The 22,256-nt window shown below is 39.1% G+C and carries 19 protein-coding genes; all 19 read left to right on the top strand.

The window, feature by feature from the left end; translation table 11 throughout:
- Nucleotides 1-24 precede the first annotated feature (24 nt).
- Entirely contained in the window at nucleotides 25-1,392 is a 1,368-nt protein-coding gene (locus tag AO498_RS13920) for a hypothetical protein (RefSeq protein ID WP_067548920.1), read from the top strand.
- 3 nt (nucleotides 1,393-1,395) lie between these two features.
- Complete coding sequence (locus AO498_RS13915; protein ID WP_067548917.1) at nucleotides 1,396-2,802, top strand: hypothetical protein; 1,407 nt, start codon at nucleotides 1,396-1,398, stop codon at nucleotides 2,800-2,802.
- A gap of 55 nt (nucleotides 2,803-2,857) precedes the next feature.
- On the top strand, nucleotides 2,858-4,225 hold the full coding sequence (locus AO498_RS13910; RefSeq protein WP_067548915.1) for a hypothetical protein: 1,368 nt from the start codon (nucleotides 2,858-2,860) through the stop codon (nucleotides 4,223-4,225).
- A 1,349-nt stretch (nucleotides 4,226-5,574) separates the two neighbouring features.
- Nucleotides 5,575-6,132 (top strand): hypothetical protein, encoded by a 558-nt coding sequence (locus AO498_RS13905; RefSeq protein WP_067548911.1) that lies wholly within the window; start codon nucleotides 5,575-5,577, stop codon nucleotides 6,130-6,132.
- 362 nt (nucleotides 6,133-6,494) lie between these two features.
- On the top strand, nucleotides 6,495-7,433 hold the full coding sequence (locus AO498_RS13900) for a glycosyltransferase family 8 protein (RefSeq protein WP_067548909.1): 939 nt from the start codon (nucleotides 6,495-6,497) through the stop codon (nucleotides 7,431-7,433).
- On the top strand, nucleotides 7,430-8,533 hold the full coding sequence (locus AO498_RS13895; protein WP_067548903.1) for a glycosyltransferase family 4 protein: 1,104 nt from the start codon (nucleotides 7,430-7,432) through the stop codon (nucleotides 8,531-8,533). The genes AO498_RS13900 and AO498_RS13895 overlap by 4 nt, the downstream gene beginning before the upstream one ends.
- Nucleotides 8,534-8,668: 135 nt before the next feature.
- Entirely contained in the window at nucleotides 8,669-9,664 is a 996-nt protein-coding gene (locus AO498_RS13890; protein ID WP_067548900.1) for a mannose-1-phosphate guanylyltransferase, read from the top strand.
- Between the two features lie 148 nt (nucleotides 9,665-9,812).
- A complete protein-coding gene (locus tag AO498_RS13885) occupies nucleotides 9,813-10,769 on the top strand; it encodes a GDP-mannose 4,6-dehydratase (protein ID WP_067548895.1) in 957 nt (318 codons plus the stop codon).
- A 201-nt stretch (nucleotides 10,770-10,970) separates the two neighbouring features.
- On the top strand, nucleotides 10,971-11,933 hold the full coding sequence (locus AO498_RS13880; RefSeq protein ID WP_067548892.1) for a GDP-L-fucose synthase family protein: 963 nt from the start codon (nucleotides 10,971-10,973) through the stop codon (nucleotides 11,931-11,933).
- A 209-nt stretch (nucleotides 11,934-12,142) separates the two neighbouring features.
- Nucleotides 12,143-12,517, top strand: a complete 375-nt coding sequence (locus tag AO498_RS13875) for a GxxExxY protein (protein WP_067548886.1) — start codon at nucleotides 12,143-12,145, stop codon at nucleotides 12,515-12,517.
- Between the two features lie 335 nt (nucleotides 12,518-12,852).
- Nucleotides 12,853-14,022 (top strand): GDP-mannose 4,6-dehydratase, encoded by a 1,170-nt coding sequence (gene gmd, locus AO498_RS13870; RefSeq protein ID WP_067548883.1) that lies wholly within the window; start codon nucleotides 12,853-12,855, stop codon nucleotides 14,020-14,022.
- A gap of 74 nt (nucleotides 14,023-14,096) precedes the next feature.
- Complete coding sequence (locus AO498_RS13865) at nucleotides 14,097-15,407, top strand: nucleotide sugar dehydrogenase (RefSeq protein WP_067548881.1); 1,311 nt, start codon at nucleotides 14,097-14,099, stop codon at nucleotides 15,405-15,407.
- A gap of 6 nt (nucleotides 15,408-15,413) precedes the next feature.
- On the top strand, nucleotides 15,414-16,622 hold the full coding sequence (locus AO498_RS13860) for a UDP-N-acetylglucosamine 4,6-dehydratase (RefSeq protein ID WP_067548878.1): 1,209 nt from the start codon (nucleotides 15,414-15,416) through the stop codon (nucleotides 16,620-16,622).
- A 2-nt stretch (nucleotides 16,623-16,624) separates the two neighbouring features.
- Nucleotides 16,625-17,767 carry a LegC family aminotransferase gene (locus AO498_RS13855; protein WP_067548877.1) on the top strand — a complete coding sequence of 381 codons (1,143 nt, stop codon included), beginning with the start codon at nucleotides 16,625-16,627 and terminating at the stop codon, nucleotides 17,765-17,767.
- Complete coding sequence (locus AO498_RS13850; RefSeq protein WP_067548873.1) at nucleotides 17,754-18,380, top strand: NeuD/PglB/VioB family sugar acetyltransferase; 627 nt, start codon at nucleotides 17,754-17,756, stop codon at nucleotides 18,378-18,380. Before AO498_RS13855 ends, AO498_RS13850 begins: the two co-directional genes overlap by 14 nt.
- Complete coding sequence (gene neuB / locus AO498_RS13845) at nucleotides 18,377-19,405, top strand: N-acetylneuraminate synthase (RefSeq protein ID WP_067548871.1); 1,029 nt, start codon at nucleotides 18,377-18,379, stop codon at nucleotides 19,403-19,405. Before AO498_RS13850 ends, neuB begins: the two co-directional genes overlap by 4 nt.
- Nucleotides 19,402-20,526: a UDP-N-acetylglucosamine 2-epimerase gene (gene neuC / locus AO498_RS13840; RefSeq protein ID WP_067548868.1), complete on the top strand. Its 1,125-nt coding sequence runs from the start codon at nucleotides 19,402-19,404 to the stop codon at nucleotides 20,524-20,526. The genes neuB and neuC overlap by 4 nt, the downstream gene beginning before the upstream one ends.
- Entirely contained in the window at nucleotides 20,510-21,556 is a 1,047-nt protein-coding gene (locus tag AO498_RS13835; protein ID WP_067548864.1) for a nucleotidyltransferase family protein, read from the top strand. The genes neuC and AO498_RS13835 overlap by 17 nt, the downstream gene beginning before the upstream one ends.
- Nucleotides 21,553-22,236 carry an acylneuraminate cytidylyltransferase family protein gene (locus AO498_RS13830; RefSeq protein ID WP_236778604.1) on the top strand — a complete coding sequence of 228 codons (684 nt, stop codon included), beginning with the start codon at nucleotides 21,553-21,555 and terminating at the stop codon, nucleotides 22,234-22,236. Before AO498_RS13835 ends, AO498_RS13830 begins: the two co-directional genes overlap by 4 nt.
- Nucleotides 22,237-22,256: the final 20 nt, after the last annotated feature.

Genomic DNA, 22,256 nt, shown 5'->3' with positions numbered 1-22,256 from the left:
TCCTTGGAAAATGTATATTAGCTTATGCGTTCAAAATTCCTATGGTTGCTTTTGTGGGGTTGTTTTTTTTCGATAGAGTCATGGGCTATCGAATCTGAAGTCAATTGGCGGAGTTTTACGATCATTAAAGATCGTGGTGACGGGGGAATTTCCAAGATCAAGCGACACCTCAGTGAAGAAGAAAAAGCCATGGTTGATCAAGCTGAGAAATTTGAAAATTCGGTTTTTCAATATTCAATCATTCAAGAAAAATCTGAATATTACCTAATCCGTGATTGCCAGATGAATTATTGGAAATGGAACGGAAATATCTGGGTTCCACAATTGGATTTTGAAGGAGTTGGTTCTTATTGTGGATTAAATTTTTTCTCATTTAAAGATGAATATTACACTTTTGGAAATAACGGATTTTGGGAATCAAATTCGGATATCTATCTGTTAAATCAGAAAACAAAAAAGCCTGAATTCGTTTTTGTTCAAAATCAACCTTTAAATCTTAATTCCGGGGTTGTGTTTTTTTACGAGGAAGGAATTCTAAGTCTTTTTGGAGCCTCTTTTAATCGTCGTATTGAATTTGAATACAAACATTTAGGTCATTTTTTCTTAAATCTCGAGGAAAAAAAATGGCAGGAAGTTGAGATAAATTGGTATGATCGGGAAATCAAAAAACTTTTTGATTCCAAGGAATTTCCTCGATCAAGACCTATTGATACACCCAATTTTGGAATTTTTGCTTTTGAATACCAAGGTGTTCCTTCAAATTTAACTGTTCTGATTTTTGACAAAAGAACTATGGAGATTTTTCAAAATTCAATTCCATTTTTTGATGCAGGCGGTGTTTTTGGATACCTGATTGGAGAAAATGAAGAAGTAGTATTTTTGCGCTCCGAAGCTTTGGAGGATATCCGCCTATCCTTACCTCAATTAAAGCAAGAAGCCAAATTAGTTGGAAAGATCAGCATTCAAAATGAGGTATTTCCATACCAAAATGGAATGTACTTTATCGTCCTAAGCGTTTTGATTGGGGGAATAGTGGGGACTTGGTTTTGGAGAAAAAAGAAGCTCGGTCTTGCCGATGAAATATTATCTCAGGAGCCGGATTCTATGGCGTTGGATGAACGGATTTTCCCTTTTTTAGATGTTCAAGAAACGATCATTTCACAAGAGAAAATGGATGAATTGTTGGGCCTAGAGCATGGCTTAGCTTTTGATCTTCGAAAAGTACATCGTGCCCGAAAAATCCGTGAAATCAACGAGATGTTTATTTCTCAATTTGGTTATCCTTTGATTACACGCGAGCGCCATACCATGGATCGCCGAATGATCTTGTATTGCATTGGCAAAATTTTTATTGATAAAGAAGAAAACAAAAAAATCTTGGCTAAAACTTGATTTATGAGGAAAGCTTGGGTCGATTTGTTGGAAATGATGCTGCTTAAGGCTGGGATTGTTGCGATCCTTTTGTTGGGATTATTTTTTTCCCATCCGTCCAATGCGAATTCTTCATGGACAGAACTGTCTTTTCATGGCTCTTGGATCGAAGGTAGTCTGGATCAAATGTCATTCTTGTCTAAAGAAGAAAAGGAACTGGTTCAAAAGGCCAATCAATTTCTTCAACAAAGTTCATCCATGACCATCCTTCATAAAGATGGCAACTACCTCCTTTATGTGTCTTGTGATCCTAACTTGTGGATTTGGGAAAATGGAACTTGGGAAAAAATGGTCAGATCAGACTTATATGGGCAATTTTGCCATTCTTTCCCATTCCAAGATGAGGATCATGTGTATCTCTTGGGAAAATATGGCTTTTGGGAAGGTCATTTTGATTTAATCTCCATTTCAAAAAAAGAACGGAAAATGAGCTGGGTTCAGACGGCAAACCAACCTCTGGACTACCATACCATAGGTACTTTCAAATTAGAATCTGGAGTTGTGACTCTTTTTGGATTCAACAGAAATCCCCGGAAAAGCGAAGTTGAATTTCATGAAAATGGGTATTTTCTTGATTGGGATTCTAAGGAATGGAAGGAAATAGCGATTCATTGGGATTCTAATTTTGAAAAAAAGTGGGAAGGAAATGGGTCACGAGTCTTTATGAATTTCGCTCCAATTGATCTTCAAGATTATGGCGTAATCCAGGCTGAAAGTCAAGTTTTCGGAACCTATGATTGGTATATTCTGGATAAAAAATCACTCGATGTTTATCTCGTGCCAACTAAGGCGTATTTATTTAGTCCGCCATTTATTTTGGTGAAAGGAGAAGGAAATGATTTTTCGGTGTACAATCCCAAATTGGATAGATTATTGAATTTAAACGCGGATTTTTTGGTCAAAGAAGGAAAGCGAATAGGAAGACTTGAATTGAGCCCTTCTTTGCTTTTCGATAATTGGGTTTTGATCGCAATTTTTCTAGTTGTAGGGCTTGCGTTGGCCTATTTTGGATGGATTGGGTATCGGGTTCGAAAGAGAAAGAAGGTGATTCTTAGTGTCAGTAATTCGGATAACTCAGAAACATGGTCGCCGGAAGTTTCCAGTTTGATCCAAAAGTTGTTGCCGATATCAACGTCCATGCTTGCCCAAGAGCAAATGGATGATGTTTTGGGATTTTCTAACATAAAGAATGAGGATCTAAAAAAAGTGAAGCGCTCCAGAATCATCCGTCAACTGAATGAAGAATGTGAACGGTTTTTTGGATTACCCTGTATTTTCAGAATTCGAAATGAAGAAGACCGAAGAATGATTATTTACCAGGTAGGGGATATTGAAGAAATGATGAAGAATAAGGCAAAGGTTTCGGAATAGAGCTATAATGGAGCATATGATTTTGAATAATTACCTTAATCTGTTGCGTAACTTTATGTGGAAAAGAGTTTTCATTTTTTCTGGCTTTCTTCTTCTATTTTTTAATGTGTCAGTAGAAGCGGGTGATTGGACTAAGCTGATCATTTATAGCCCGTGGGTGGAGGGAGATGTGGATCGATTTGAAGATTTTTCATTGGAAGAAAAGGATATGGTAAAGGCGGCTAAGCCACTTCTTATCTCCAATACTTATATGGTGATTTTTAAGGAAGAAGGCAAGTTTTACTTACAACCTAAATGCACTCAGAATTGGTATATCTGGGAAGAGGGAGAATGGAAAACTTTGTTTTATTCCCCTAACCAAGGAGGATTTTGTACTTCCATGTCTTTTATTAAAGACAAAGAATTTTTCCTACTTGGGAAATATGGTTTTTGGGAGGGGCATTTTGATCTGATCAAATCCTCCAAAAAGGATGAACCATTTGAATGGGTTTATCAAAAAAATCAACCTTTAGATTACCAAGCTCTTGGTGCATTTCAAACTGAAAATGGAATAATAAGCTTGTTTGGTCTTCGTCACAATCCTAGGTTAAACCTTGCTGAAATGGACTACAACGGTTTTTTCTTGGATTGGGAAACAAAAAGTTGGAGTCAGATTACATTGAAATGGGAAACTCAATTTGAAAATAATTGGAAGAAAATAGGCTTGAGTCGGTTCCCCCATTTTTTCGCATTTGATCTAAAAGATTACGGATTGATTTTTTTGGAAAATTTTCCGATCGAAGGGACAGGATGGTATATTCTAGACAAGGAAAATTTGGAAGTATATTTTGTGGAGGCTCATGTCTATTTATTCCAACACCCATTTAGTCTTTTGATTGATGGAGAAAATAGTTTTTGGCTTTCAGCTCCGAATCTGGGTGTTTTTACTCAAATAGAAGTTGAGGATCTATTGAAAGGCGCTGAGCGAGTCGGAGGACTTGAGATCAAGAATTTCGGAGTTTTTGATGTTGATCAAGAATTGCTTGTTGATTTGACCTTACTCTTGGGGGTTTTAGTGGTCGGATTTGTATGGTATTGGCAATCCAAAACCAAAGAGAAGGAAGTAGGTGCCGAAGTTTCTGACAAAAACCTTCCTGCCATATCCGTTGAATTAGAAAACGTATTACCAGAATTACATGCGAATGCAGGTCAACTGTTGAAGCAGCAGGAATTGGATGTCTTGTTGGGGATCCATGAAATAAAAAACTTAGACCTGAAAAAGGTGAAACGTGCAAGATTGATTCGGATGATCAATGAGGAAACTCTCCGGATTTTTGGAAATCCCTGCATCGAACGCGTTAGAAGTGAGGAAGATCGAAGGATGATGCAATACCGGGTAGATCCTGTTTTTGGGTTCAAAAAGAACTTGGTTTCCCCTGATTAATTTATTCAAAATGATTGTTTTGGATAATTTATAATATTCCTTTTCCGCTCCTCCGTTCCTTGACATTTGCAATGTCGAGGTATGATCCCTGGATTTGTAATCCGGATTCTTTGAACCTTTAATTTGAAAATTGACAATTGTCTATTCCATTGCGCTGGGATATAGTCTGGCTTTCCATATTGAATAATTAACCCAGCGCAAATTCATATTTTTCACATCATATTCCCAGCGTTGAAACGCTGGGCTACCCATATCCGACCCCGATGGGGTCATTTTTAGAATCAATTATCGGGTATCGTTATGCCCAAAAAAGAGAGCGAACATCAAGATTATAGTCAATTGGAATTTGAATCGTAAAGAATGTAGCCCTCGAAGACAGGCGGTTTTTGAAGTCATGGGAGAGGCTTTAAAAATTCAGAATTAAATACAATTGAGCACCTTCGATAATTATTTGGGCGCGTGGGGAAGATTCAAAAGCGGGCCAGCGTCCGGCCATGTGCGGTGGGAGCATTTTTGAATCTTGATTTTTTGGAGGACAAGTCGTTAAAAAAATGCCCGGTGGGCATTTTTAGACTTGGGCCAGCCTGTAGGGCAGGGCATTAAGATTTTATTTCACAAGCTTTTGCCAACTTTTGGATTCAAAAGTTGGGAGAAAGGAAACGAAGATGGTTCCTCTGACGGGTTGATGTTGAGTATGGCTTAAAAAATAATTATCAATTTTTCCATTGCGCTGGGATTTACTCCTGCTTTCCAAATTGAATAATTAGCCCAGAGCCCTTTAATCGTAGAATCAATTAACCCAGCGTTAAAACGCTGGGCTACCTATTTGTGACCCCGCTGGGGTCATTGTTAAAATCAATTATCAGGGTTTGTTATGCCAAAAAATGATAGCGATCACTAGAAATTAATTGTAAGGTGATTTGAATCGTGATGAATGTGGCTCATAAATACCGGATTCAGACCACAAGCTTTTGCCAAATTTGGCTTCAAATGTTGGGAGAAAGAAGAAGATTGAAGTTCCCCTGACCAGTTAATCTTGAAGAAATTTTTGTCTCAAAATTTCAAACCGTATTCATTCATCTTTAAACCCCATTACCAATCTGTACCTATCAACTTCGCCTCAAAAAAAAGTTATTCAAACCCAAAAAAAATAAGTAAACACAAATTTTTATTAAAATTCTTATATCCAATAAAATACAAGAATAGGAAACAGGTTTTGTTTCCTATTTTACCTAAAACTTATTTCTTAACACGAACTTCATTTGTTTTTTCGTGCTGTGGGGCCTAAACTTGTGTAGTTGTTTGAACTTCATTTTAGTGCCTCGCTGCACCCATAATTCAAATTTTGAATGATTAATTTCTTAAGAAAGTTGGTTTCAGGGTATTCCTTGGAAAAACGTAGTCTTAATGGACAGGAATACTGCTATCGCTTCCAGGGTAAGCCGATATTCTTTGACCCCTATCAAATGCTTCGAGAATTTAAACATCGGAGGGATGGGCAGGAGGTAGTCCGAAAAAAACTGGATATAGAAATTGCTCAAATAATACCTCTCCTTCCGAAATATTCGGAGGATTTGCTTCCTTCAGTAATTTGCGAGGGATCAAGAAACGGAAAGGATTTTACAGTTTCCCGATTTACCTTCAAGCATGGGCTTAACCCAGTGAGTCTATATCGATTTTCGCTTGACGGAAAACCCATCGGTGACTTTTATCGCAAGTACGATTACGGCGCAGAAACCCAGAATTTCATTCTCAAAATAGCCTCTCTTCATGGAGATTCCATCCCTTTAAATCAAGATTCTGTCCTTTGGGAGAATGATTTGGGGGAAATGGCCTTCGTGGAAAAATTTGGACATACTCAAATTTGGTTATGGAAAAAAGATCCTGATTCCAAATTACTTTCCTAAGGTTTTCTGAACCTTTTTGTATTCCAAATACAAATAAATAGGGCTCAAAATTTAATAGAAAAATTGGACAAAAAATGAGTACAATTTTTACTCAATTGGGGTAAATTTGGCTTGATATGTGAACAGCACATCCCAAAATTATTCTTCGGTAAAAACTCATTTTTTTACCCTATTTTAGAAAATACCTTCCAGCACGGAAGCGCATTACATAAATAACAAAGTCGCTAAGGCCATTTCAAAAAATCCAATCTCAGGATTGTTTTTTTTCGAAAAATGGGACTGAAAGGGCGAAGCTGTATCAAGCCAAAGCAATTCTTTACCTTTAGAAATGCTCAAATGGTTTTTCTAATACCAATCAATTAATGGAGAAGGACGAACAGATTGTTTTATTCTTCACAGTAGATAGAAAATACCTCGTTCCTGCTGCTGCTGCAATCGAATCGATCCTCGAACTCCATGCTGATTGGAAATTAAAGTTTTACCTAGTCATTGGAGACGAAAACCACGATTGGGTATCGCCCTTGGTTAATCTGATAGAATTCCGAGGTCAGGAAGTCTCCCCGAGAAAAGTAAATTTGTCTGAATTCTTAAGTTTGAAAACCAACCTTCACTTTTCTCCGGCAAATTATTTCCGGCTTTTGGCTGCCGACCTTTTTGAGGAATCCAAAATCATTTATTTAGATTCTGATATTATTCTTAGAGCCCCTCTGCATACCCTCTGGAATATCGACTTGGGAGATTATCCCTTGGCGGCAGTCGAGGATGCTTTGGTAAATGATTTCCACCGACTTCAACTTTCTTCCGATGAAGGCTATTTTAATTCCGGTGTGATGTTGCTCAATCTAGATAAATGGAGAGCTATGAGTCTAGGAGAAAAGGTACTCAACTACATTCTCACATTTCCTGACCGAATCCTCTATGCTGACCAATGTGGGCTTAATGCCATTTTGAAAGGCAACTGGATGCGATTACATCCCAAATGGAATGTGCAAACAGAATTGCTTATCCCAAGTGGTTCCACGAAAAAGCACTTAAATAAAAATCAATTTCAGGTGGAAGAAGCAAAAGCAAATCCCTTCCTGATTCATTTTACGGGAGTATCTAAGCCCTGGAACTTGGGAAGTACACATCCCTACAAAAGGTTATTTTGGAAAACTTTGGCCAAAACCCCTCTAAACAGAAAGCTACCGCTTAACTTCTCTTTTGCCAATCTTCTGAAAACCTTGTTTCCCTTATCAGTCAAAAAATTTTATTGGCGCCATTTCGGGAAACCAAAGGCTCTTAACCCCCAAGTACTTTGAAAATCCATTTTGATAATCAAATATTTCGGCTGCAGAAGTATGGGGGAATCTCCAAGTATTTTGTGCGATTAATTGAAGAATTGGTCGATCTGGAGCAAAAGCCTAAAGTCATGGGTGGTGTTTATATGAATGCATATCTTTCTGAGCTAGAATCTGACTTGGTTCATGGATTTCATTTCGATAAGTATCCGAAAAAGGGACTCAGAGCCCTTTTCAAAGCAGGCAATCTGTGGAACGAGGCTTATTCCATCCTTCAAACTCCGGATATTATTCACGAGACCTACTTTGAGTCTAGTCCAATCCTCAAAGGAAAAAGTAAAGCTCGGGTGACGACAATTTATGATGCGCTTCATGAGAAATACCCAGACTTATTTCCTAAAGCTCAATTGAAAACTGCGGAAAAGCAGGCCTCTTTCGACCGCTCAGATTTGATTTTTTCGATTTCACATCATACCAAACAAGACACCATCGAACTCTTCAAGGTGCCTGAGGAAAAAGTGAAAGTGGTACACCTAGCCGCTGATCCACCTATTCCGGAAAATCAAATTGTCTACCCCAAGGCAATGGATCGGCCATTTTTCCTTTTTGTAGGAATCCGGATGCAACACAAAAATTTCAATCGCTTTATTCAGGCTTTTGCCGCATCGGCAGACCTGAAGCGTGAGTTTGACATTGTTTCGATTGCCAACTTCGGGTTTTCCCAAGAAGAAAAACAACTCTTTAGGGATTTAAACCTTCGGGAAGATCAAGTGAGGCACGTTAAAGCGGATGACCCCTTGCTTGCAGGTTTCTATAAGAAAGCCCATGCCTTTGTCTATCCGTCTATTTATGAGGGATTTGGAATTCCTCCCTTGGAAGCAATGGCTTACGGTTGCCCGGTAGTTTGTAGCAATAGCAGTTCTCTCCCAGAAGTAGTAGGGGATGCAGCCTTGACTTTTGATCCCTTAAATGTGGAGGAAATGAAAACCCAACTGGAAAAGATTGCTTGGGATACAGAACTCCGTAATGACTTGATTGAAAAAGGATATGCCCAAACCAAACGGTTTTCCTGGAAAAAAATGGCCCAAGAAACCCTGATGCACTACCAAACTTTGGTCTAATAAAAAGTGCTTTTTCTAAAAGATTAACTTAACCAATAACCAATAACCAATAACCAATAACCAATAACCAATAACCAATAACCATTAATCTTCTCAGCTCAATCCAAATCTTCATTTTTAATCAAGGGTAAACGCATGAAAATAGTCAATGTAATTTTATCGGGGGGAGTAGGTTCCCGACTTTGGCCCTTGTCCAGGAAAGCTAGACCAAAGCAATACCTGCCTATTTTTGAAGGAAAAACGCTTTTTCAGCGAACCGCTATTCGGAATCAGGAATTCTGTGATCAGATTCTGGTGGTAGGAAATGCAGACAATTACCATCTTTCCCGAAAGGACCTTGATGGGGCAGGAATTCAAGAGTTTCAGGAAATCATTGAGGCTTGCCCTCGAAATACCGCCGCAGCAATTGCTTTTGCTGCTTTTGCCCTCCAACCGGAAGACATTCTATTTGTCACTCCCTCGGATCATTTGATTCATGCGGATGGAACCTATGCTGCAGCAGTTTATAGAGCTATTCAGCTCGCCAAACAAGGATTCTTGGTCACCTTTGGTTTAAAGCCCACCCACCCGGAAACAGGCTTTGGATACATTGAATTTCAGGGAGAGGAAGTGTTGAGCTTCCGGGAAAAACCTGATTTTGAAACTGCCCAAAGCTTTATCGAAAAAGGAAATTTTTACTGGAATTCAGGCATGTTCTGCTTTCAGGCTGGAGTGTATTTGGAAGAATTGAAATCTTTTGAACCTGAATTATATGCGGCTTCTAAAATCGCATGGGAAGGATCGAAGGAAGGAAAACTTGAGCTCGAACTTTCCCTTCAAATTCCATCCATATCCGTTGACTATGCGGTGATGGAGCAAAGTAAAAAGGTCAAAGTCGTGCCTGCCCAGTTTCAGTGGTCGGATATGGGAAGTTTTGAATCCATCTATGAATACCTTGAAGCCCAAGGCCATCCTAAGGATGAAAATGGGAATATGGTTATTGGAACACCTGTCCATACCGAGTTTACAGGAATGAAAAATACACTCTTGATTCAGACAGAAGATGCCATTCTGGTCCTCCAACGTGAAAAAGCCCAAGATGTAAAAAAGGTCTATGAAAGGCTGGAAAAAGAAAAGCCAGATTTGATCTAATATTTCTAAAATCCAGGTTTTGGGTTCGTTCCTATTATTCTCAAACTCCGAATCCGATACCTATCGGTACCGAAATCCGATCCCGATACCTATCGGGACCGAACTAACAACCCAATAACCAATAACCCTTAACCTTCACCCTTTAGCTTTGAAAAGAAAATCCGCCCTAATCTGTGGAGTCAGTGGACAAGATGGAGCCTACCTCGCTCAGTTGCTTTTAACAAAAGGCTATGAGGTATGGGGAACGTCCAGAGATGCCCAGGGGAATTCTTTTTCAAACTTGAATTTCTTGGGGATTAAATCAGAAATCCAACTTGTATCCATGGATGTGGAGGATTTTAGGTCGGTTTGGGTAACCATCAAAAAAGCAATGCCGGACGAAATCTATTTTCTATCCGGACAATCATCGGTCGGACTTTCCTTCGAGCAGCCCGTAGAAACGATTCAAAGCTTTACCATCGGAGTGCTCAATTTGTTGGAGGCAGTGAAAATGATGAATTACCCCGTCAAAGTGTATCATGCAGGTTCGAGTGAGGCTTTTGGAGATACCCTGGGGATTCCTGCGACGGAATCTACGCCATTTCAACCCAGAAGTCCTTATGCCTTGGCAAAAGCTTCTGCTACTTGGTTGGTCAATAATTACCGGGAAGCCTATCAGCTATTTGCCTGCACGGGAATCTTATTTAATCATGAATCTCCCTTGCGTCCCCAACGCTTTGTAACCCAAAAAATCATCCAAACTTCCAAGCGAATTGCGGAAGGCTCCTCGGAAAAATTAATCCTTGGCCGAATGGATATTTCTCGGGATTGGGGTTGGGCTCCTGAATATGTAGAAGCCATGTGGCTAATGCTCCAGCAGGAAACACCAGAGGATTTTCTGATTGCAACGGGTCAAAGTTTTACACTCCAGGATTTCGTGTCCACCACTTTTTCCAAACTAGGACTCGATTGGAAAAATCATGTGGAGCAATCTTCGGAATTGATGCGACCAACTGATCTTGCTATTTCCAAAGCAAATCCAGAAAAAGCAAGTCAAAGGCTAGCTTGGAAAGCCAAAATGAATATGGAGCAAGTAATTGAAGGGATGTTGAATTCATCACTTTAATTATAGGTCAGAATTCTAAACCCCGATCCCGATAGTAATCGGGACAGAACCTAGAACCTCGAACCCCGAACTCGAAACTCCGAACCCCGAACCTCGAACCCTAAACCCCGAACTCGGAACTCCGAACCCCGAACTCGAAACCCCGAACCTCGAACCTCGAACCCCGAACCCCGAACCATTTACCCTTATCTCCACTAAATCTTGAACTCTCAAACCCGAATCTACATTGCTGGCCATCGAGGAATGGTCGGGTCCGCCATCTGGAGAGCTTTGGAATCCAAAGGATATCTCCAATTGATTGGGCGAACTTCGGTTGAACTAGATCTAAGGAATCAGGAAGCTGTCAAAAACTTTTTCGAGACTGAAAAACCTGAAGTCGTCATTGATGCGGCAGCTCGGGTAGGAGGGATTTTGGCCAATAACGAGTATCCCTATCAGTTTCTGATGGAGAACATGCAGATTCAAAATAATCTGATCGATGCCTCCTTGAAAGCGGATGTTAAGAAATTTATTTTCCTAGGTTCTTCCTGCATCTATCCCAAATTGGCTCCTCAGCCACTCAAAGAAGAATATCTATTGACCAGTTCCCTCGAGCCTACCAATGAATGGTATGCCATAGCAAAAATCACTGGTGTCAAAGCTTGTGAAGCGATTCGAAAGCAGTTTGGAAAAGACTACATCTCTTTGATGCCGACCAATTTATATGGTCCATACGATAATTTCGACTTAAAAACCTCCCATGTCCTTCCAGCTATGATCCGGAAGTTTCATGAGGCAAGCCAGTCGACAGTCCATGGTCCAAAGTCCACAGTGACCCTGTGGGGTAGTGGTACGCCGATGAGGGAGTTTTTATATGTGGAAGACCTAGCAGACGCTGTAGTTTTTGCGATGGAAAATAAATTCTCTGATAACCTTTATAACGTAGGTACGGGAGAAGACCTGACGATTAGAGAATTGGCTGAAATGATCCAGAAAATCGTCGGACATACCGGAGAAATTATCTGGGATTCCACCAAACCCGATGGCACCCCACGTAAACTCATGGATGTCTCCAAAATGACCTCCGCTGGCTGGAAAGCTAAGACCAACCTCGAGGACGGCATCCGAAAGACTTATCAATGGTTCCTCGAGCATCAGGACTCATTCAAAGAAGTAAAAATCTAATGCTCGCAAGCTCGTTTTTTTGGAACACAGAGGCCCACAGAGGAGACACGGAGTTACACAGAGTAAAAACAAATAAACTTAGTAAAACTTCGTGTTGTAAAAAAACTCCGAGAGACTCAGTGCAATCCTCCGCTGAACTCCGTGGAACTAAAAAAAATACTCAGTGAGCCTCCGTGTTAACTCAGCTAAACTCCTTGTTCCAAACAAACATGCTTGAAAAAGAAGGACTAACTGGGCAAATTTTGAATTGTGCTTTTAAAGTACATTCTAAACTTGGCCCAGGCCTTCTTGAATCTGCTTATCAAGCTTGTCTTAAATATGAATTGGAAAAGCTAGGTTTTGAGGTTAAATCCGAGGTTCCAGTCCCATTAGTTTATGAGGATATTAAACTTGAATGTGGCTATAGAATAGATTTACTCGTTGAAAACCAAGTGATTCTGGAGTTGAAAACAGTTGAACAAATTACTGATGTTCACAAAGCGCAGGTTTTAACTTATTTGAAATTCTCTGGATATAGAATTGGCTTATTGTTGAATTTCAGGACTAAAAGTCTTGTAAAAGGAATACACCGGTTTATAATTTAAAAAAACAAAAACTCCGTGAGCCACCGTGCTCCAAAAATAGACTCAGCAGAACTCTGTAAAACTAAAAAAAATATTCCGAGAGACTCCGTGATTAACTCAGTGAAACTCAGTGTTCCAAAAAGAATAAAAACTCTGAGAGACTCCGTGTAACAAAAAAGCCTCCGTGCTCCAAGAATAGACCCAGCGGAACGCTGTAAAACTAAAAAAATACTTCGTGGGACGCCGTGATTACCTCCGAGAAACTCCGTGTTCCAAAAAAATAAAAACTCCGTGAGCCTCCATGTTCAACCCCGAGAGACTCCGTGTAACAAAAAAGCCTCCGTGCTCCAATAAAAATGAAAACAGCTTTAATTACAGGTATAACAGGGCAAGATGGTTCATATTTGGCGGAACTGCTCCTTGAAAAAGGCTACCAAGTTCACGGCATTAAACGCCGTGCCTCCTCATTCAATACCCAGCGGATCGATCACTTATATCAGGATCTGCATGAAGGTCATGTCAACTTTACACTTCACTACGGGGATTTGACCGACTCCACCAACATTATCCGCATCATTCAGGAAGTGCAACCAGATGAGATTTACAACCTAGGAGCCATGTCTCATGTCAAGGTTTCCTTTGACTCTCCGGAATATGTAGCGAATGTGGATGGAATTGGAACGCTTAGAATCCTTGAAGCAGTTCGGATTTTGGGATTGGAGAAAAAGACTCGGATCTACCAGGCTTCTACTTCCGAACTCTACGGGGGAATGCCTGAGAATAAGAATGCAGCAGGATTTTACGACGAAAGCTCTCCATTTTATCCTCGCTCTCCTTATGGGGTGGCGAAGATCTACGGATTCTGGATCACCAAAAACTACCGGGAAGCCTATGGGATGTATGCCTGCAACGGGATTCTCTTCAACCATGAGTCACCACGTAGAGGCGAGACCTTCGTAACACGTAAAATTACTATGGCCACAGCAGCAATTGCTATGGGAAAGCAGGACTGTCTCTATTTGGGCAACTTGGACGCACTTCGTGACTGGGGACATGCCAAAGACTACGTCAAAGCCATGTGGCTAATGCTCCAACAAGACCAACCCGAAGACTTTGTCATCGCTACCGGCAAAACCACCAAAGTCCGCGACTTCGTCCAAATGGCCTTTAATTATGTAGGCTTCACCATCCGATGGGAGGGAACCGGAGTCGATGAAGTCGGAATTCTCGATGCTATAGATGAGCAGAAATACCAAGCAGCGACAGGAAATCCGTTAAGCGTTCAAAGTTCTGAGTTCCCAACCCCGAACCCCGAACTTCGAACCCTGAACACTGAACCCCGAACCCCGAACGTCGGCGATACTTTAGTTAAAGTTGATCCTCGCTATTTCCGCCCAACGGAAGTCGACCTTCTCCTCGGTGACCCAACCAAAGCCAAAACTCAGCTTGGGTGGAAACCTGAATATGATCTAGCTGGATTGGTAGAGGATATGATGAGGGGGGATTTAGAATTATTTAAAAAGTAGTAAAAAACATCATTAACGATTAACGATTAACGATTAACGATTAACGATTAACGATTAACGATTTCAATTTTTAGATGCTAACCAACTTAGAAAACAGTAAAATAGCCATTATTGGACTTGGCTATGTAGGACTTCCCTTAGCTACCGCTTTTGCAGAAAAATTTAAAACAATAGGCTACGACATCAATCCTCAACGGGTAGATGAACTCCAAAAGGGTCATGATCGGACTCTTGAGGTAGAAGATGAGCTTCTTCAAAGAGTTTTGGTAAAAACTTCCATAGAATTGGATGAAAAAGGAAAGGGACTTTTGGTAACAGATGCTGTGGGCCCAATTTCTTCTGCAAATATCTACATTGTCACCGTACCTACTCCAACAGATAAACACAACCGACCCGTTTTGACGCCTATGTTAAAGGCCTCAGAAATGATAGGGAAACTATTGAAAAGGGGAGATGTGGTGATTTATGAATCTACGGTATATCCGGGAGTGACTGAAGAGGAATGTGTACCTGTTTTGGAGAAAGTTTCAGGATTGAAGTTTAACGAAGACTTTTTCGCAGGATATTCCCCAGAAAGGATCAACCCAGGTGATAAAGAACATACAGTAACCAAAATCCTTAAAGTTACTTCTGGTTCTACTCTTGAAGTGGCAGATTATGTGGATCAACTTTATAAGTCTGTGATCACTGCTGGTACGCATAAAGCCTCTTCAATTAAGGTAGCTGAAGCAGCCAAAGTAATCGAAAACTCCCAGAGGGATATCAATATTGCCTTTGTTAATGAGCTAAGTAAGATATTCAATTTACTTGGTATCGATACACAAGAGGTGCTAGAAGCTGCTGGAACCAAATGGAATTTCTTGCATTTCCGACCAGGATTAGTGGGAGGGCATTGTATCGGAGTGGATCCGTATTACCTGGCCCAAAAAGCTCAGGAAGTAGGTTACCATCCGGAGATAATTCTGGCAGGACGTCGTCTCAACGACTCCATGGGTAAGCATGTCGCCACTGAGGTGATCAAACTGATGATGCGCAAGGATCTGAAGGTGATAGATTCTAATGTGTTGATACTGGGTTTTACTTTTAAAGAAGACTGTCCCGATGTGCGAAATACCCGGGTGATCGATATCTACCAGGAGCTCAAGTCCTTTGATATGGACGTGTGTGTGTATGATCCTTGGGCTAATTCAGAGGAGGTAAAACATGAATATGGAATAGAGGTGATCAATGCTGGAGCCAAGCCAGTTCTCGAAGACTATTCTGCAATTATTCTTGCAGTGGCTCACAAAGAATTCAAATCCTTGCCTATTCAGAAATCAGAAAATCAGGTGGTGTTTGATGTGAAGGGTGTGTTGGAGAAAGATAAAGTGGATGCGAGACTTTAAATAGATATGAATATACTTAATCTTATAGGAAGAGCTGAGTTGCTTTTTGAAAGAGATATATCTTCTAATGAGGTAATTTTATCCCAAATAGTATCAAACTCTAAATTTCTGGTCATTGGTGCTGCAGGATCTATTGGTCAGGCTGTGACTAAGGAAATTTTTAAAAGAAATCCAAAAAAACTGCATGCTATTGATATCAGTGAAAACAATCTAGTGGAGCTTGTAAGGGATATCAGAAGTTCCTTTGGCTATATTGAGGGAGATTTCAGGACTTTTGCTTTGGATATTTCATCACCAATTTATGATGCTTTTATAGAATCAGATGGTCAATATGATTATGTATTGAACTTGTCTGCACTTAAACATGTAAGAAGTGAGAAAGACCCCTTTACCTTAATGCGGATGATTGAGGTCAATATTCTAAATACCCTCAAGACTATTCGTCACTCCAAAGAAAAAGGAGTAAAGAAATATTTCTGCGTGTCCACAGATAAAGCAGCTAACCCAGTTAATATGATGGGAGCTTCCAAGCGGATCATGGAGCTATATTTAATGCGAGAGAGTAAGGATATTTCAATCTCTACAGCTAGGTTTGCCAATGTAGCCTTTTCTGATGGGTCTTTGCTTCACGGTTTTAACCAAAGAATTCAAAAAAGACAACCTATAGTTGCTCCAAATGATATCAAAAGATACTTTGTAACTCCTCAGGAGTCAGGAGAACTCTGTTTAATGTCATGCTTATTAGGAGACAATAAGGATATATTCTTTCCAAAGCTTAGTGAAGAATTACACTTAATCACCTTCGCTGAAATTGCAATAAACTATTTAAACCAATTAGGCTACAAGCCCTACATCTGTTCATCTGAAGAAGAAGCCCGTCAGTTTTTTGAAAACGAAGAGAAAAAAGGCATTTCACCGAGCGAATTCGAAGTTTGGCCCTGCTACTTTACAAAAAGTGATACCACAGGAGAAAAGGATTTTGAAGAATTCTTTATGGAAGGGGAACAATTGGATTTGAATAGGTTCGAAAATTTAGGAATCGTGAAAAGTAGCCTTTCATATGCAGATGAAAAGTTGGAATGGTTCCTTTCTGAAATCCAAAAGTTGAAAGAGAAAAAGCAGTGGGCAAAAACTGATTTGCTCAATTTATTTAATGAATTATTGCCCGCATTTGATCATAAGGAAACGGGAAAGTATTTGGATGCCAAAATGTGATCATGGCCTATAAAGAAATAATTCAGTTTATTCAGGAAAAATTTAAATCCAAAGATTTTATTCCACTTCATGCTCCTGTTTTTACTGGAAATGAGCGGAAATATGTATTAGATACCTTAGACTCGACTTTTGTTTCTTCCGTAGGGGCTTATGTTGATTTAGCTGAAAAAATGATGGCTGAAATCTGCCAATCTCAAAAAGCTATTGCAGTGGTCAATGGTACTTCGGGTTTGCAAATAGCCTTGCAATTGGCAGGTGTACAAAGGGGAGAAGAAGTAATTACCCAAGCACTTACTTTTGTGGCGACTGCCAATGCCATTTATTACAATGGGGCTCAACCGGTTTTTTTGGATGTTGATTATGATACCATGGGCCTTTCTCCCAATTCAGTTTCCGATTTTTTGGTTGAGTTTGGGGAAAAAAGAGAATCAGGTACTTATAATAAAAAAACTGGAAAAAGAATTAGTGCTTGTGTTCCAATGCATACTTTTGGTTTTCCTGTTCATCTAGATGAATTAGTAGAAGTTTGTAATTCATGGAATATTCCAGTTGTTGAGGATGCCGCTGAATCCCTAGGCAGTTACTATAAGGGAAAGCATACCGGTTCTTTTGGGCATCTTGGAGTATTTTCCTTTAATGGTAATAAAATTGTCACCTCCGGTGGAGGAGGAATGATCGTGACCAATAATGAGGCTTTTGGAAAAAAGGGTAAGCACCTAACCACGACAGCAAAGGTTCCTCATCCATATGAGTTTTTCCATGATGAGGTAGGTTATAATTTCCGGATGCCTAATCTGAATGCCGCGTTGATTTGTGGACAGTTGGAGCAACTAGATTCATTTTTGGCAAATAAGAGAGAATTAGCAAATTCTTATGCAGATTTTTTTGAGAGTAAGAAAATGATTTTCAGAAAAGAACTCGAAAATACTAGAGTAAATTACTGGCTTATGGCTGTAGAATTGGAAAATCTTGAAGCGCGAAATGCTTTTTTGAAAGAGACCAATGATTCAGGAATGATGACTCGACCCATTTGGCAGCTAATGTACCGATTGCCAATGTATAAGGATTGTTACAGAGATGGTCAAAAGAATGCTGAATTTTTGGAAGAACGTATAGTTAATATTCCAAGTAGTGTCCGTTTCTAATTCTGTTTTTCTTTTTGGCTATTCCGGTCACGCTTATGTGATTATTGAGTCACTTTTGGATGCTGGATATCAGGTTAAAGGGTATTTTGATTTCAAAGCTGCTGAAAATAATCCTTATGGCCTGGATTATTTTGGATATGAAAAAGAGGTAGATGTCAAATCAATTGTGGGCAATAATCTTGTTTTTCCATCAATAGGTGATAACTCGATCAGAAAAAATTTAATAGGATTGTTTGAAAAGCTTCATTTGAACCAATTTGTGGCAGTTGATTCAAGTGCCAACGTTTCAAGAACAGCATTAATTAATCCATCAACATACATTGGGAAAAATGTAATTGTGAATGGTCAAACCAAAATAGGAAAGGGTGTGATTTTAAATTCCGGATGTATTATTGAACATGAGTGTCAGGTTTCCAATTTCGTCCATGTAGCCCCGGGTGCGGTGCTTTGTGGAAATGTTTCCGTTGGAGAAGAATGCTTCGTCGGTGCTAATTCTGTTGTGAAACAAAATCTTATGATAAGTTCTGAAAATGTGATTGGAGCAGGAAGTGTGGTAATATCTCATATTTTGGAAAAAGGTGTTTGGGTTGGTTCTAAACTTAGAAAATTATGAGTAGCAAACATGTGATGGTTATAGCCGAAGCAGGAGTTAATCATAATGGAGACATTATTAAGGCATTAGAGTTGATCGATGTTGCTGCTGAGGCTGGCGCTGATTTCGTTAAGTTTCAAACATTCAAGGCGGAGAAAATAGTGAATCCAACCGCTCAGAAAGCAGTCTACCAAAGGAACAATATGAAAGATGATGAGGATACCCAATTTGGTATGCTCAAAAAGCTGGAGATGGGAGAGGATTGGTACCCTATTTTGATAGGGAGGTGTAAAGAGAAAGGGATTAACTTTCTTTCTACAGGATTTGATTCAGAAAGCATTGATTTTTTGAATACATTGGAAATTCCGTTTTATAAGATTCCTTCAGGTGAAATCACCAATAAGCCATATCTACAGCACATAGCCAGAAAAGGTAAAGATATTATTCTTTCAACAGGCATGGCTACTTTGAATGAAGTGAAGGCAGCGATGGATGCAATTATTCAAGAAGGGATAAAGAAGGAGAGAATAACGGTTCTTCACTGCAATACGGAGTATCCAACTCCCATGGAGGATGTAAATCTTTTGGCTATGAACCTAATGGCCAATGAACTTGGAGTTAAAGTAGGGTATTCAGACCATACTTTGGGAATAGAAGTGCCTGTTGCCGCAGTAGCACTTGGGGCTTGCGTCATTGAAAAGCATTTTACCTTGGATAGAAATTTACCCGGTCCGGATCATGCTGCTTCCTTAGAGCCTGAGGAATTGAAAGCCATGGTCCAAGGAATTCGGAATATTGAAAAAGCAATCGCAGGGTCTGGAATCAAGGAGCCAAGCCCTAGTGAGAAAAAAAATATTGCTATTGCAAGGAAAAGTCTTCATTTGAATAGGGATTTAAAAAAGGGTGAAGTCATAAGCAAAGATTATCTGATTGCTCTTAGACCTGGGGATGGTATTTCTCCTATGGAGATTGATGAAGTTCTTGGAAAGGAACTTTTATTTGACCTAAAAAAAGGGTCGAAACTCTTAATTGAGCACTTGAGATGATAAGAGTCGGGTTATTGACCAGTTCAAGAGCAGATTATGGAATCTATTTACCTTTGTTAAAGGCAATGAAAAGTGATAAGGATATTGATCTCAAGATTATTGTTTTTGGAACTCACTTGTCCAAACTTCACGGATATACTCTGTCCCAAATAGAGGCCGATGGATTCAAAGCATTTCGGAAATTAGAGTCTCTATTGTTAGGAGATACACCTAATGCTGTTTCATCTGCTTATGCTATTACAGCCCTGAAATTCTCTGAATTTTGGGAAAACTATCATGATGAATTTGATGTTGTTTTTGCCTTGGGAGATCGATTTGAAATGGCAGCTGCAGTTGCTGCCTCGGTGCCTTATCAAGTGAAAATAGCTCATCTCCATGGAGGGGAAACTACTCTTGGGGCAATTGACAATATTTACAGGCACAGTATCTCCCTTTCCAGTAGCCTTCATTTTGTTTCGACTGAAGCTTTTAAAAAAAGGTTGATCCAATTATTGGATGACGAGCAAGCTGAAATTTTTAATGTGGGCTCACTCAGTTTGGAGAATTTAGTAACTATGCCTTTACTCACAGTCCATGAATTTCAGCAAAAGTGGGGAATCGATCTCAATATTGACACCATCTTGGTAACAGTACATCCTGAAACTGTTGCTTTTAATCTTAATGAGAAATATTGTAGAGAGATTTGTTTGGCCCTGGAGCACTTGTCCGTTAACTATCAGATAGTTATTACAATGCCCAATGCAGATACTGCAGGTATAGTTTTTAGATTAGCTTTTGAAAAGCTAGGTAAGCATTACACAAATATCAAATTAATAGAAAACTTTGGAACCGAATCCTATTTCACTTGTATGAAGTATTCCAAATTATTGATAGGGAATACTTCAAGCGGAATAGTAGAAGCGGCCTCTTTTCAAAAATATGTTTTGAATTTAGGTAATAGGCAAAAAGGAAGATTGGCTGGAGAAAATGTAATCCATTTACCTTTTGATTCTGATCAGATTGAGAGAAGTGCTATTGATTATTCCCAAAAGCAATTTGAAGGAGATAATCTTTATTATAAGCCTAACCCGTCTTCTTCCATTTTACGAACTCTAAAAGAAACGTATGCAAACTTTTCATAGGCATATAACCGATATCAATACCCCTGTCAGGGAAGCGTTAAAGCAACTTGATACTTTAGCATCTGACGCCATACTTTTTCTGGTTGATGATAATAATGTTTTGCTAGGATCACTAACCGATGGAGATTTGAGAAGAGGATTCATCAAAGGTTTGGGATTTGAAAATCATTTATCAGAATTTATTCAACCAAACCCAAAATATATCCAACAAGGAAATTATGATTTGAACGAGATCATTGAGTTAAGGAAAAAGCATTTTTCTATTTTCCCTGTGGTCAATGCTCAGATGCAGATTCTCAATGTAGTCAATTTCAAACATCAAAAGTCATATTTACCCGTTGATGCATTGATTATGGCAGGAGGAAGAGGAGAGCGATTGAAGCCACTGACAGACACTACTCCCAAGCCACTTTTAAAAATTGGAGATAAACCCATTATAGAGCATAATATTGATCGACTTGCTACTTTTGGTGTGGATGATATTTGGTTATCTCTTAGATATCTAGGAGAACAACTGGAAGAATATTTTGGAGATGGATCTAAAAAGGGAATTCGTTTAAAATATGTTTGGGAGAAAGATCCTTTAGGAACAGCAGGAGCATTGGGATTAGTTAATGATTTTGTACATAATCATATTTTGATGATGAACTCTGATCTTTTAACCAACATAGATTTTGAAGATTTCTTTTTGTTTTTCCAGAAGGAGGAGGCTGACCTTGCTGTAGCCTGTATTCCATATCAAGTCAATATTCCGTATGCTGTAATGGAAACGGAAAATAGCTTAGTTAAAGGATTAAAAGAAAAACCCACTTATACTCATTATTCAAATGCTGGTATTTATTTGATGAAAAAAGAAGTAGTTGACTTTCTCCCAAAACAGAATCATTTTAATGCAACTGATTTGATGGAGGTATTAATTTCGGAAAGAAAAAAAGTGGTTGCATATCCTTTACTGGGTTATTGGTTGGATATCGGCAAGCATGAGGACTATCAGAAAGCACAAATAGAAATTAATCAAATAAAATTGTGATTACAGATACACTGTTTATTATTCCTGCTAGAGGTGGTTCGAAGGGACTACCAAGGAAAAATATTTTACCTATCAATGGTAAACCAATGATCTGTTATACTATTGATGCTGCAAGAGGTGTGACAAGTGATGAAAATATTTGTATCTCTACAGATGACTTAGAAATAAAAAAAGTAGTTGAGGATTATGGGCTAAACGTTCATTTTTTACGTCCTGCCGAATTGGCTACTGATACCTCGGGAACTAGAGAGGTACTATTGCATGCGCTGGAATTTTACCAAAATGAATTAATGCGGAATTATTCAAAAATATGTTTGTTACAGCCCACAAGTCCCTTGCGTACTTCTCATCATATTCAGGAGGCTTATCAACTTTGGAGTGATGATTTAGATATGGTGGTTTCAGTAAAAGAAAGTAAATCAAATCCCTACTTCAATCTTTATGAAGAACAGCCAAATGGTTTCTTAAGGAAATCAAAGGATGGAAATTATGAAAGAAGGCAAGATTCTCCAAAAATTTGGGAATTTAATGGAGCTATCTATTTTATAAAAACCCAGTCAATACAATCTATTCAAATTATAGAATTTAAAAAGATTGAGAAATATATAATGAATGAGGAAGATTCAGTAGATGTTGATAATATGATTGATTTTAAATTGATAAATTTTTTAATTGAATAGAGAGTTCTACTTAATGAAAT

Origin of the sequence: Algoriphagus sanaruensis (genome assembly GCF_001593605.1) — a bacterium.
Classification (GTDB): domain Bacteria; phylum Bacteroidota; class Bacteroidia; order Cytophagales; family Cyclobacteriaceae; genus Algoriphagus; species Algoriphagus sanaruensis.
This window is presented reverse-complemented; position numbering and strand designations above follow the sequence as displayed.

Excerpts from the sequence above, each read along its gene's own strand:
- AO498_RS13920 (WP_067548920.1), top strand. The coding sequence starts at position 25 with ATGCGTTCAAAATTCCTATGGTTGCTTTTGTGGGGTTGTTTTTTTTCG.
- AO498_RS13915 (WP_067548917.1), top strand. The coding sequence starts at position 1,396 with ATGAGGAAAGCTTGGGTCGATTTGTTGGAAATGATGCTGCTTAAGGCT.
- AO498_RS13910 (WP_067548915.1), top strand. The coding sequence starts at position 2,858 with ATGTGGAAAAGAGTTTTCATTTTTTCTGGCTTTCTTCTTCTATTTTTT.
- AO498_RS13905 (WP_067548911.1), top strand. The coding sequence starts at position 5,575 with ATGATTAATTTCTTAAGAAAGTTGGTTTCAGGGTATTCCTTGGAAAAA.
- AO498_RS13900 (WP_067548909.1), top strand. The coding sequence starts at position 6,495 with ATGGAGAAGGACGAACAGATTGTTTTATTCTTCACAGTAGATAGAAAA.
- AO498_RS13890 (WP_067548900.1), top strand. The coding sequence starts at position 8,669 with ATGAAAATAGTCAATGTAATTTTATCGGGGGGAGTAGGTTCCCGACTT.
- AO498_RS13875 (WP_067548886.1), top strand. The coding sequence starts at position 12,143 with ATGCTTGAAAAAGAAGGACTAACTGGGCAAATTTTGAATTGTGCTTTT.
- gmd (WP_067548883.1), top strand. The coding sequence starts at position 12,853 with ATGAAAACAGCTTTAATTACAGGTATAACAGGGCAAGATGGTTCATAT.
- AO498_RS13865 (WP_067548881.1), top strand. The coding sequence starts at position 14,097 with ATGCTAACCAACTTAGAAAACAGTAAAATAGCCATTATTGGACTTGGC.
- AO498_RS13860 (WP_067548878.1), top strand. The coding sequence starts at position 15,414 with ATGAATATACTTAATCTTATAGGAAGAGCTGAGTTGCTTTTTGAAAGA.
- AO498_RS13855 (WP_067548877.1), top strand. The coding sequence starts at position 16,625 with ATGGCCTATAAAGAAATAATTCAGTTTATTCAGGAAAAATTTAAATCC.
- neuB (WP_067548871.1), top strand. The coding sequence starts at position 18,377 with ATGAGTAGCAAACATGTGATGGTTATAGCCGAAGCAGGAGTTAATCAT.
- neuC (WP_067548868.1), top strand. The coding sequence starts at position 19,402 with ATGATAAGAGTCGGGTTATTGACCAGTTCAAGAGCAGATTATGGAATC.
- AO498_RS13835 (WP_067548864.1), top strand. The coding sequence starts at position 20,510 with ATGCAAACTTTTCATAGGCATATAACCGATATCAATACCCCTGTCAGG.